Raw genomic sequence first — 12,042 nt, forward strand, 5'->3', positions numbered from 1 at the left:
CTACCGGGTCCCGACAACCCGGTGCCACGCAGCACAGACCCAGACCCCTACCCCTGTGACCGCGGTAACAAAACCGCTCCCCTCGCGCCGCATCTGCCGCCCCCCGCAACCTCCTTGATCGTTTGCCGTGCGTTCACGCCCTCGGCCTGCGGACGTTCACGCCGCCGCCTGCAGGTCCATCCGTGCCCCGAACTCCCTTACCACCGGCTCGTCCTGATAGGGCTCCAGGCGCTGCTGGAAGTCCTCCAGATACTCCGCGCCCCGGTTGGAACGGAGCGTGCCGAGCAACTCGACGGCGCGCAGCCCCGTGTGACAGGCCTGCTCGACCTCGCGCTGCTGGACCTGCGCGGTGGCGAGCAGCACATAACCGATCGCCCGCCGCCTGGCCTTGGACTCGGGAAGCCCGGCGAGGGACTCCTCCGCGCAGCGCGCGGCCGCCTCCGCCTGGCCGAGGTCCCGGTGGCAGTGCGCCAACTCGTCGGCCAGATAGGCCTCGTCGAAGTGCCTGATCCACGTCGGGTCGTCCCCGGAGGCCGCGTCGGCGGACTCCAGGGCGCTCACGGCCCGCCCCGACGCCGCCTGGGCGGCGCGCGCGTCGCCCAGCAGCGCGTGCCCGCGCGCCTCAGCGGCGTGGAACATCGACTCCGCCCGCGGAGTCACCCGGCCGCGCGCCCCCTCCTGAGCGGCGCGCGCCAGTTGCGCGATCTCCCGCGGATTGCCGAGCTGCGCCGCCAGGTGGCTCATGGACGCGGCCAGTACGTACCCGCCGTACGCCCGGTCACCGGCCGCCTGGGCGAGCCGCAGCGCCTGGATGTAGTAGCGCTGGGCGAGGCCGGGCTGGCCGGTGTCGATGGCCATGTAGCCGGCGAGTTCCGTCAACCGGGAGACCGCGGCGAACAGTTCGCGTCCGACCGCCTCCCGGTAGGAGCCCGCGAGGAGCCCGGAGACCACGCTGTTCAGGTAGTGGACGACGACCGGACGGACGTGCCCGCTGCCGTACTGGTGGTCCAGGTCGACCAGCGCCTGGGTCATCGCCCGGACCGCGGCCACGTCCGAGACACCGACCCGCGGCCCCGCCGAGCGCGCCACCTGGGAGTCCGGCGAGGAGATCAGCCAGTCCCGGCTGGGCTCGACGAGCGCGGAGGCGGCGACGGACGAGCCGGAGAGGAAGTCCCTGCGGCCGACGTCGCTGCGCCACAGCTCGCAGACCTGCTCGATGGCTCCCAGGACTGTCGGCGAGAACTGGAGGCCGACGCCGGACGCGAGGTTCTTGCCGTTGGCCATGCCGATCTCGTCGATCGTGACCGTACGGCCGAGCTTGCGGCCGAGCGCCTCGGCGATGATCGCCGGGGCCCGCCCACGCGGCTGCTGTCCGCGCAGCCAGCGCGCCACGGACGTCTTGTCGTACCGCAGATCGAGACCGTGCTCCGCGCCGCACATGTTGACCCTGCGGGCCAGCCCGGCGTTCGAGCATCCCGCTTCCTGGATGAGCGCCTGCAGTCGTTCGTTCGGCTGCCGCGCGACGAGCGGCCTTGCGGCCATTGGCGTACCCCCTGTGGCTGCGGTGCCTTCCCGCGCACCGAGTTGACGTGCCCTCAGCGGCCGGACCCCCGTGGAAGAGCGAAAGAAGTCGGCCATGAAGATCAATGCCCCGCGAACACGGCGAAGATGCGAGACATGTGAGGATTGCCGGGGTAGAGGCGGTGGCCCCGACCCCTCACGTGGTTACCCGGCACCCGCCGCGATTCCCCATGCGCGCCCCCACCCGTGCATCCATGCGCCCCACGTGCGGAATCGATGCTCCTCCCCCGCGCGCGCGTCCCCCGTAACCCGAGGTGGACGCGGGAGTTGAGTTCCACGTGGACGAGACCATCGCAGGCACCGAGACCGCGCAGATCCCCCAGCAGCGCGGCGAATCGCTGCAGGACACAGCCGTGCGCTACGCAGAGGAGCGCCACTGGGACGTGTTCCCCGGCACCTGGCTGGAAGCCGTCGACGGGACGCAGCGCTGCTCCTGCGGCGAGAAGGCGTGCGCCGCGCCCGGCGCGCATCCGGCGCGCGAGGACTGGTCGACGCAGGCCACGGGCAGTGCGACCGTCGCGCGCCGGATGTGGGCGAAGCAGCCCACGGCGTCGATCCTGCTGCCCACCGGGCGGACCTTCGACGCGATCGACGTGCCGGAGACCGCCGGGTTCCTCGCGCTCGCCCGCATGGAGCGCATGGAGTTGACCCTCGGCCCGGTCACCTGCACCCCGGACCGGCGCATGCACTTCTTCGTGCTCCCCGGCGCCGCCGCGAAGGTCCCCGACCTGGTGCGGAAGCTGGGCTGGCCGCCCGCCTCCCTCGATCTGGTCACCCTGGGCGAGGGGGCGTACGTCGCGGCGCCGCCGACCCGGTTCGGGTCGCGGGGAGCAGTCCAGTGGGCCTGCCGGCCCACCCACGCCAACCGCTGGCTGCCCGACGCGGAGGAGTTGATCTCGCCGCTCGCCTACGCCTGCGGGCGGGAAGGGCGCCGATAGTTCCCGCGGCTCGTTCGTGTTCCGCGGGTTCGCTGTGGCTGATCGCGCGGTTCCCGCGCCCCTTAAAAGCCGGGGGTTGACCCTTAGGGTGCCTACATGACCGAGCGATCAGGGGCCGCCGTGCCCGCCGTACGCGTGCGTGGGCTCTGGAAGCGGTTCGGGGAGCAGGTCGCTGTCGCCGGGATCGATCTGGAGCTGCCCGCGGGGCAGTTCATCGGACTCGTCGGGCCGAACGGCGCGGGCAAGACCACCACCCTCTCCATGGTGACCGGACTGCTCAGACCCGACCAGGGCACCGTCGAGGTCGTCGGCCGTGACGTGTGGCGCGACCCGGTGGAGGTGAAGGCGCGGATCGGGGTGCTGCCGGAGGGCCTGCGGCTCTTCGAACGCCTCTCCGGACGCGAACTCCTCGGCTACACCGGCCGGTTGCGGGGCCTGCCGGGCGCAGAGGTCGACAAGCGCGCCACCCAGCTCCTGGACGTGCTCGACCTCGCGGGCGCCCAGCACAAACTCGTCGTCGACTACTCGACCGGCATGCGCAAGAAGATCGGCCTGGCCTGCGCCCTCCTGCACAACCCCGAAGTCCTCTTCCTGGACGAGCCGTTCGAGGGCGTCGACCCGGTCTCCGCGCAGACCATCCGCGGCGTCCTGGAGCGGTACACCGGCTCGGGCGCCACCGTCGTCTTCTCCTCCCACGTGATGGAGCTGGTCGAGTCGCTGTGCGACTGGGTCGCCGTGCTGGCCGCCGGGCGGATCCGCGCGCACGGCCCGCTCGCCGAGGTCCGCGGCGACGCCCCCTCGCTCCAGCAGGCCTTCCTGGAACTGGTCGGCGCGAACGGCCGCGCCGCCGGGGCCGAGCTGGACTGGCTGGGCGGCGGAGCCCCCCGATGAGCGCCACCACCGGTGCATCCGCGACATCGGTCACCCCCGTCCTCGTACGCCTGAAGCTGTCGCTCCTGCGCAACGGGCTGCGGCAGTCCTCCGGACGGCGGGCCGCGTACGTCGCCTCCGCCGTCCTGGTCCTCCTCTTCGCCGCCCTCCAGCTGCTCGGCCTCATCGCACTGCGCGGCAACACGCACGCCGTCGCCGTGGCCGTCCTGCTCGTGGCGGTCCTGGCGCTCGGCTGGGCCGTGCTGCCGCTCTTCTTCCCCAGCGGCGACGAGACGCTCGACCCGACCCGCCTGGTGATGCTGCCGCTGCGCCCGCGCCCGCTCGTCCGGGCGCTGCTCGCGGCCTCGCTCGTCGGCATAGGGCCGCTGTTCACGCTGTGCCTGTTCGCCGGGTCCGCGATCTCCGTGGCGTTCGGCACGGCGGCCTACGTCACCGCCGTCGTCGCCGTGCCTCTGGGGCTCCTCGTCTGCGTGGCCCTCGCGCGCGCCGTCGCCGCCGCCAACATCCGGCTGCTGACCAGCCGCAGGGGCCGCGACCTCGCGGTACTGAGCGGTCTGGTCATCGCGGTCGGCGCGCAGGCGGTCAACTTCGGTGCGCAGCGCCTTGGTTCGTCCGGCGGGCTCGCGGAGCTCGACCCGGTGGGCGACGTGCTGAGCTGGGTGCCGCCCGGCTCGGCGATCGGCGCGGTGCACGCGGCGAGCGAGGGGTTGTACGGGATCGCGGTCGCCCAACTCCTACTCAGCGGCGCCGCGTTGGCGGGGCTGCTGGCCCTCTGGTCCCATCACCTGACCCGGCTGATGACCGCGCCGGACGGGTCGACCCTCCAGGCGGCGGAGCCGGTCGCGCGGGAACGGGGTTCCGGCGGCCTGGGGCGGCTGCTGCCGGACGGCCGCACCGGGACCGTCATGCGGCGCAGCCTGCGGTACGTGTGGCGCGACCCGAAGACCAAGGCGGCGTGGGTGACCTCACTCGCCATCGGGCTGATCGTGCCCGTGCTGAACGCCGTGCAGGGCACCGGCTCGATCTACTTCGCCTGCTTCGCGGCCGGGATGCTCGGGATCCAGATGTACAACCAGTTCGGGCAGGACACGTCCGCGTTCTGGATGGTCGCGATGACGATCTCGTCCACACGTGACGCGTACGTCGAACTGCGCGGGCGCGCGCTGGCGTTGCTGCTGATAACCCTCCCGTACGCCACCCTCGTGACCGTCCTGACGACCGCGCTGCTCGGCGACTGGCCCAAGCTGCCCGAGGCGCTCGGTCTCTCCTTCGCGCTGCTCGGCGCGATGCTGGCGACCGGCGCGTGGTCCTCGGCCCGCTTCCCGTACTCGATCCCCCAGGAGGGCTACAAGAACGTGGCTCCCGGGCAGGCCGGGCTCGCCTGGATCGCCATCTTCGGCGGCATGGTCGCCGCCGCCCTCCTGTGCGCCCCCGTCATCGCCCTGACCATCTGGCTGAACGTGTCGGCGGACGGGGAGGGTTGGACGTGGCTGCTCCTCCCGCTGGGCACCGCGTACGGCGCCCTTCTCACGGTGGCGGGCCTGCGGCTGGCCGCCCCGCGGACGGCCCGACGGCTCCCGGAGATCCTCACGGCGGTCAGCAAGGGCTGAGCGCCGGGCTGTTCGTGGGCGGACGGTGTCAGCCTGTGAGTACGCCGTCCAGGAAGGGTTCGATCGCGGTGCGCCAGGCGTCCGGCTGGTCGTAGTGGACGAGGTGGCCGGCGTCGGCCACCTCCGCGTACTGGCCGTTCGGCAGGACGCGGACCATCTCCTGGGACTCGGCACGGCCGAGCTCGCCGTCGAGTCCCCTGACCACCAGGGCGGGGCACCTGACCTGGGTGAGCTCCTCCCAGTGGGCGTCGTACACCCACGTCTGGCGGGACTTGAGCATCTGCGCGGGTTCGAAGACCGGGCGCCAGCCGTCACCGGACTCGTGCATCACCTCGGCGTAGAACTCGCCGCGGGACGGGTTGGGGCGCTCCACCCAGGGGTCGTCCTCACCGAACCACTTGCGTACGTCGGCGAGCGTGGCGAAGGGGACGGGCCAGGCCTTGAACCAGTCCTCCCACTCGCGCTGCGAGGCGGCGCCCAGCGCCGACGCCCGCATGTCGCAGATGATCAGGCCGCAGACGAGATCGGGGCGTTTGGCGGCGAGCTGCCAGGCGGTCAGCGCGCCCATCGCGTGGCCGATCAGGACGGCCGGGGCGAGGCCCAGTTGTTCGAGGGCGGCCTCGGCGTCCTCGACGTAGGCCTCGCGGGTGTAGGCGGCCTCCGGCGGTTTCTCGCTCTGGCCGTGGCCGCGCTGGTCGAGCGCGATGGCGCGGTGCCGTTCGGAGAGCCAGCGGGCGGTGGAGGCCCAGTGGGAGGCGCGGCCCATGAGGCCGTGCAGTAAGAGCACGCCGGGCGCGCGCGGGGCCTCCTCGGGCCCCGGTCCGGCCCCTCTTCCCTCGGGATCGCTCCCGGACCGGGGAGAGCCGATCCTGGGCAGGTCCTGTCCGGAAGAGACAGCCCCGGCCGGAACCGCTCCGGACCGCTCCGTTCCGGATGACTCGGTTCCGGCAGGGTCCGCCTTGGGCTTGGGAGGATCGGCGAACTCCCAAGCGGCGAGGCGTACGCCACCCGCTCCCGTCACGTCGATGCGCCGCACCACAGGTAATGGCACCCCCCTCGCTCGCTGGGACCGCCTCGCTCCCGCTCGAGCCGGCCGGTCCACTCGTACCGTTCCTACCGCTGTCGTACCGCTGCTCCTGCTGGTTCCGCTGCCCGCTCCCGGCGGGCTTCCGCCGGCCCGTACGGGCTGTGCCGCCTGTCGCTCGGCGCTGGCTCCCGTGTTTCCCCTGGTGCCCCGGCCACACCCCGACGTTATCGAATGGGGATTCGAAAACGTCCTTCTCGGCGGCAACACCCCTCGTTCGAGTGACCACCCTCAAGGATTGACCGCGGCCGCCGAGGGGAGATCTTCAGCGGGGGGCGGGCCGCTCGGGGAAACCGGCCCGAAGGGGTCGACCCTGGGAGCTCGGGGCTCCGGGTCGACAAGGGGGAGAACAGGCCCCGGCGCCATTGGGCGCCGGGGCCCTCTCCACCTCTGCGGCACATCCTTTCGCCCCCTCCCCGACCGCGCGCCTTCGCTCTCGGAACACGGTCAAGAGCTCTCAAGTCATATGCCTCACGCGACAGCCTCGCACGCAAATGGTCCCCGCGCTGCGATTCCGCGCACTGAATCTTGGTTTCGGTGAGGTCACGCCGAGGTCACAACTACCTCTGTGGTCACGGTAGTTGACACGCCGGTAGTCAGGTGGTGGACAGCGCGTGCCGGAGCGAACACCGACCGACGAAGCCGCCGGCGGTGCGCCGGGGCGGGTCCTCCCCGGTGGGCGGGGCGGCGCCCTCAGGTGAGGCTCAGCGCTTCGCTACGAAGACGTGGGAGGCGACCTCCGACTGCAGTTCCGCGGCCTCGCCGCCGCTGCCGACCAGGACGCCGCCCGCGGACTCCGTCACGCTCACCACGGAGCCGGGCTGGACGCCCGCACGGCGCAGGGAGTACATCAGCTGCGCGTCCGTCTGGATCGGCTCGCCGATACGCCGGACGACCACGGTCTTGCCCTCCTTGCCCGGGTCCAGCTCGGCCAGCGACACCATGCCCTCGTCCAGGAACGGGTCGGCGCCGTCCTTCTCGCCCAGCTCCTCCAGGCCCGGGATCGGGTTGCCGTACGGCGACTCGGTCGGGTGGCGCAGCAGCTCCAGCACCCGGCGCTCCACCGCCTCGCTCATCACGTGCTCCCAGCGACAGGCCTCGGCGTGCACCTGCTCCCACTCCAGACCGATCACGTCGACGAGGAGGCACTCCGCGAGCCGGTGCTTGCGCATGACACGCGTGGCCAGCCTGCGACCCTCGTCGGTGAGTTCCAGATGCCGGTCGCTGGCCACCGCCACCAGACCGTCGCGCTCCATCCGCGCGACCGTCTGGCTGACCGTCGGCCCGCTCTGGTCCAGCCGCTCCGCGATCCGGGCGCGCATGGGGACGACGCCTTCCTCCTCCAGCTCGAGGATGGTGCGGAGATACATCTCCGTGGTGTCGATCAGTCCGGACATGTGTGCCCCTCGATTAGCTCTGCCGGAGGCTCCGTGGCTCACCGGCTTGTGCGCTGGCCCTGGACTCAATTCTGACGCATCGCACTGACAAGCGTGCCTCGCCGTCGAAACCACGTGCTGCCAAGTGCCCGCACCGGATCTTCACGGCAGTACGGAGCCGGTGGCGGGGACCGTGTATACGAGCCCCACGCCGTATCGCCGACCGTACTGCCCGCCGTATTGACAGCGCGATGGTCCAGACCGCAACGTGATCGGCGACGCGTCGACGCTGACCGAACTTCGAAGGGGCTTCGCCGATGAGCGACAGCAAGCTGGCCGGGCGGTTCTTCGACGCGGCGATCGGCCTGCTGCAACGGGTGCGGGACGAGGACGCCGAGGAGATCGAGGCGGCCGGAACGCTGATCGCCGACACCGTCGCCGACGGCGGACGCCTGTTCGCGTTCGGCGCCGGGCACTCCTCGGTCGCCGCCCAGGACATCGTCTACCGCGCCGGTGGCCTCGCCCTGATGAACCTGCTCGTCGTACCGGGCACCGTGGGCGTCGACGTCATGCCGGCCACCCTGGGCTCGGCCCTGGAACGGGTCGACGGCCTGGCGAGCGCCGTCCTGGACTCCAGCCCGGCCCGTGCGGGCGACCTGCTCGTGATCATCTCCCTCTCCGGGCGCAACGCGCTGCCCGTCGAGATGGCCATGAACGCCCGCGCCCTCGGCCTCAGGGTCATCGGCGTGACCTCCGTCGCCTACACGACGGAGACGAAGTCCCGGCACTCCTCGGGGACGTATCTCAAGGACCACTGCGACATCGTCCTCGACTCCAGGATCCCCATCGGCGACGCCGAACTCACCCTCGACACCATCGAGGCGCCCTTCGCCCCCGCCTCCACGGTGGTCACCTCGGCGCTCCTCCAGGCCGTGATGGCCACCGCCGCGGGCGCCCTGGCCGAGCGCGGCATCGAGCCCCCGCTGCTGCGCTCGGGCAACGTGGACGGCGGCCACGAGTGGAACGGCCGCGTGATGACCGAGTACGGGGACCGGATCTTCTACCGGCACTGAGCCGGGGAGGGGCGGGCGAGGCGGTTCCGGACGTCTCCGGACGTCTCCGGAAAGCCCGGCAGGACACCCGCACCGGCCGGCACCGAGACCGCGCCGAACCGGCTGCCCCCAAAACCCGAAAAGACCTGCGGGGTGGGCCCGGCGGCTCCGAAGATCCCGGCGCGGGGCCTGCCGGCGGCTCCGATGAGACCGGCGCGGGCCTACCTGCGGTCCGACGAGACCGGCGCGGTGCATGTCGGCGGCTCCGAAGATCCCGGCGCGGGGCCTGTCGGCGGTTCCGACGAGACCGGCGCGGGGCCTGCCGCGCGGTTACGGCGAACCCGGCGCGGTGCCTGCCGCGCGGTTACCGCGAAACCGGCGAGACGCGAGCCCGGCGTGGACCGCGCCGGAGGCCGTCGGTGAACCGCCGCCCGGCCACGTCGTCCGGCGCCGAGGAGACCGGCACCGCTTCAGGGCCGGCCGCCCTCAGCGGCGCCCCTCCCACAGGTCCTCCAGGTCCAGCGCCATCGCGATCCGTACGGCGACGTCCTCGGCGTAGCTCGCGTCCGTGCGCTCGAACTGGCTGCGGCCCGCGCCCCGCAGGAACGTCACGACGCCCAGGGTCCGCCCGCGGCTGCGCAGCACCGCGCAGAGCGCGTGGACCGAGTCCGGGGGCCACTGCCGGGCCACGGCCCACTCCCGGACCCGTCCGGGCTCGGACTCGCGGGCGCTGGCCCGCACCGACCCGGCCCGCTCCGCGCTCTGCAACGCCGGATGCCCGTCCGCGTACCGCACCGGCAGCCCCGCCTTGCCGGCCGGCATGCTCGGCCCCGGCGTCCCGGAGGGCGTGGCGGCTGCCCGTACCAGCCGCACGGGGCCCTCGCCGTCCCGCGCCGAGCCGCCCGCGACCCGGTCGATCAGCGCGTGGTCGGCGAACCCGGCGAGCGAGAAGTCCAGATGGACGGTGGCCGCCTCGGCCGGGTCCTCGCACTCGGCGGCGGCCCGCGCCGCCCGGTGCAGCTGGTTGGCCCGGAACCGCAGCAGCGCCGCCTCCTGCTCGGTCTGCTTGGCCTCGGTGACGTCCTGGAAGAGCCATCCGACCCCCAGCGGGACGGGCTCCTCGGTGAGCGGCGAGGCGAGCCGCAGGAAGCCGCTGCGCCAGCAGCGCCGGGTCTCGCCCTCCTGGGTGCGGACGCTCACCCACATCTCGGCGGGCGCGGGCGGCGCGCCCTCGGCCAGCACATGGGTGAGCGCGCTCTCCAGCTCCTCGACGCCCTGCGAGAGCAACTCCCCCAGTGGCCGTCCGAGCACCGCCGTGCGCCCGATGCCGAGCGCGCGGGCGGCGTGTGCGTTGACGACGGCGGGGCGCAGATCCGCGTCCACGAGCACCACACCCCAGCTCGCGTCCTCGAACAGCGCCTCGCTCAGCGCGATGGACCGCTCCAGGTCGATCTGGGCGTGCACCTCGCTGAAGGCGCAGTACACCCCGGCGGGCTTGCCGTCGGGTCCGCGCACCGCGGCCGACTGGGTCCGCACGAGGACCCGCCCGCCGTCCTTGGTGAGGAGGGCGAACTCGTTCACCTGGCGGCCGGGGGCCTCCATGGCGGAAAGGAGCCGCGCCTGGACCTCCTCCGCGTCGGCGGTGCGCACGGCCCAGCCGGCGAATCCGTGCCGCCCCACGGCCTCGGCGGCCGTCCAGCCGAGGATCCGCTCGGCCTCGCGGTTCCAGTGGGTCACGACCCCGTCGGCGTCGAAGGCGCACAGGGCCGCGTCCATCCCGTCCAGAAGCGCGGCAAGAAGATCCGAACCGTCCCGCTCGGGCTCGTCCGGCCCCAGCTCGTCGGTGGTCCCACTACGCCGGGAAGCACTCACCTGGACCCCCTGCAGGCTGCGTCCGCAACTACGACGCGACAATTCGCTCGCTCACCCTCATTGAACTCGAACGTGACCCAGCCCACACCGGGTTCCCCAAAGATTGAACGAAATCGTTGCACCCCGCATTTCCGCCTCGCCCGCCCCATGAGCAGCGGACCCGTCCTCCGGAGCCTTGCCGCGAACTTTCCGAAAAACCGGTTGAGCCGTGTCCGAACGATTCCTAAGGTGTGGTGCACACGAGAGAGGAGGTGGTTCGGCAGATGTATCCAAACCGGACGCGTGAGGTGGCTGCGGGCTAGCGGCCCGTCACCACATCCAGTGCGGTGCCGGACCAGCACGTGTTCTGTGCGTGCAGCCGGCCCAATCTCCAGCAGTCACCCGACCCGCGGGCTCGCCGGTACGTCCGGCCGGCTCCTCCGCCGTGAGGCGGAGGAACCCGAGCTCGCGGGTCGTCTGCGTTTCCCGTTGCTTCCCGCTGTTTTCCTGTTTCTTCCCGCCCGTGCGCGCCTCGGGGTTCAGCGCGCGATGTCCCCGTACCCCGTGATCTCCTGTGGCCCGCGGGTGCTGGGGCCGACATAGCGGGCGGAGGGCCGGACGAGCCGTCCGGTGCGCTTCTGCTCCAGGATGTGCGCGGACCAGCCGGCGGTGCGGGCGCAGGTGAACATCGAGGTGAACATGTGCGCCGGGACCTCGGCGAAGTCGAGGACGATGGCGGCCCAGAACTCGACGTTCGTCGCCAGGACACGGTCCGGGCGGCGTGCGTGGAGCTCGGCGAGGGCGGCCTTCTCCAGGGCTTCGGCGATCTCGAAGCGGGGGGCGCCGAGCTCGCGGGCGGTGCGGCGGAGGACCCGCGCGCGGGGGTCCTCGGCGCGGTAGACGCGGTGGCCGAAGCCCATCAGGCGGTCGCCCTTGTCGAGGGCCTGCCTGACGTACGCCTCGGCGTCGCCGGTGCGTTCGATCTCCTCGATCATGCCGAGGACGCGGGAGGGGGCGCCGCCGTGCAGCGGGCCCGACATGGCGCCCACGGCTCCGGAGAGGGCCGCCGCCACGTCGGCGCCGGTCGAGGCGATGACGCGGGCGGTGAAGGTGGAGGCGTTCATGCCGTGTTCGGCGGCGGAGGTCCAGTAGGCGTCGACGGCCGCGACGTGCTTGGGGTCGGGCTCGCCGCGCCAGCGGATCATGAAGCGCTCCACGACGGACTGCGCCTTGTCGATCTCGCGCTGCGGGACCATGGCGTTGCCCTGGCCGCGGGCGGACTGGGCGACGTACGACAGCGCCATCACGGCGGCCCGCGCGAGGTCCTCGCGGGCCTGCGACTCGTCGATGTCGAGGAGGGGGCGCAGGCCCCACACCGGGGCCAGCATCGCCAGCGCGGACTGGACGTCGACGCGGATGTCGCCGGAGTGGACGGGGATCGGGAACGGCTCGGCGGGCGGCAGACCGGGGTTGAAGGCTCCGTCGACCAGGAGGCCCCAGACGTTGCCGAAGGAGACGTGGCCGACCAGATCCTCGATGTCGACGCCCCGGTACCGGAGAGCGCCGCCCTCCTTGTCCGGTTCGGCGATCTCCGTCTCGAAAGCGACGACTCCCTCGAGTCCGGGTACGAAGTCGGACATCAGGCGGCTCCTCATGATG

Annotated in this window: 9 protein-coding genes; 4 read left to right on the plus strand and 5 right to left on the minus strand. The window is 72.4% G+C overall.

The features are described from left to right. Positions 1-156 precede the first annotated feature (156 nt). The gene (locus ACIP79_RS21440) at positions 157-1,542 is read right to left on the minus strand and encodes a transcriptional regulator (RefSeq protein WP_383678085.1); all 1,386 of its coding nucleotides are present in this window, start codon (positions 1,540-1,542) and stop codon (positions 157-159) included. Between the two features lie 317 nt (positions 1,543-1,859). On the opposite strand from ACIP79_RS21440, the gene ACIP79_RS21445 reads away from it, so the two are divergent. The 3 genes from ACIP79_RS21445 (at position 1,860) to ACIP79_RS21455 (ending at position 5,020) form a co-directional block, all read left to right on the plus strand. Continuing rightward, the gene (locus tag ACIP79_RS21445; protein WP_401225558.1) at positions 1,860-2,519 is read left to right on the plus strand and encodes a bifunctional DNA primase/polymerase; all 660 of its coding nucleotides are present in this window, start codon (positions 1,860-1,862) and stop codon (positions 2,517-2,519) included. Positions 2,520-2,615: 96 nt separating this feature from the next. Continuing rightward, positions 2,616-3,410 (plus strand): ABC transporter ATP-binding protein, encoded by a 795-nt coding sequence (locus ACIP79_RS21450; protein WP_401225561.1) that lies wholly within the window; start codon positions 2,616-2,618, stop codon positions 3,408-3,410. Further along, positions 3,407-5,020 carry a transporter gene (locus ACIP79_RS21455; RefSeq protein WP_401225564.1) on the plus strand — a complete coding sequence of 538 codons (1,614 nt, stop codon included), beginning with the start codon at positions 3,407-3,409 and terminating at the stop codon, positions 5,018-5,020. The genes ACIP79_RS21450 and ACIP79_RS21455 overlap by 4 nt, the downstream gene beginning before the upstream one ends. A gap of 28 nt (positions 5,021-5,048) precedes the next feature. Here ACIP79_RS21455 and ACIP79_RS21460 read toward each other — a convergent pair whose 3' ends face one another. Together ACIP79_RS21460 and ACIP79_RS21465 are read right to left on the minus strand one after the other, a co-directional pair. Then, a complete protein-coding gene (locus ACIP79_RS21460) occupies positions 5,049-6,059 on the minus strand; it encodes an alpha/beta fold hydrolase (protein WP_401225567.1) in 1,011 nt (336 codons plus the stop codon). A gap of 749 nt (positions 6,060-6,808) precedes the next feature. Further along, complete coding sequence (locus ACIP79_RS21465; RefSeq protein ID WP_401225570.1) at positions 6,809-7,501, minus strand: metal-dependent transcriptional regulator; 693 nt, start codon at positions 7,499-7,501, stop codon at positions 6,809-6,811. A 296-nt stretch (positions 7,502-7,797) separates the two neighbouring features. Between ACIP79_RS21465 and ACIP79_RS21470 the strand changes: the two genes are divergently transcribed. Beyond that, positions 7,798-8,553, plus strand: coding sequence for an SIS domain-containing protein (locus tag ACIP79_RS21470; protein ID WP_401225572.1), 756 nt, complete (start codon positions 7,798-7,800; stop codon positions 8,551-8,553). Between the two features lie 465 nt (positions 8,554-9,018). Here the strand turns inward: ACIP79_RS21470 and ACIP79_RS21475 are convergent, their stop codons facing one another. Together ACIP79_RS21475 and ACIP79_RS21480 are read right to left on the minus strand one after the other, a co-directional pair. Continuing rightward, positions 9,019-10,404 carry a PAS domain-containing protein gene (locus tag ACIP79_RS21475; RefSeq protein WP_387183367.1) on the minus strand — a complete coding sequence of 462 codons (1,386 nt, stop codon included), beginning with the start codon at positions 10,402-10,404 and terminating at the stop codon, positions 9,019-9,021. Positions 10,405-10,922: 518 nt separating this feature from the next. After that, the gene (locus tag ACIP79_RS21480; RefSeq protein WP_401225576.1) at positions 10,923-12,023 is read right to left on the minus strand and encodes a citrate synthase 2; all 1,101 of its coding nucleotides are present in this window, start codon (positions 12,021-12,023) and stop codon (positions 10,923-10,925) included. Positions 12,024-12,042: the final 19 nt, after the last annotated feature.

It is taken from the genome of Streptomyces sp. NPDC088747 (genome assembly GCF_044751025.1).
GTDB lineage: Bacteria > Actinomycetota > Actinomycetes > Streptomycetales > Streptomycetaceae > Streptomyces.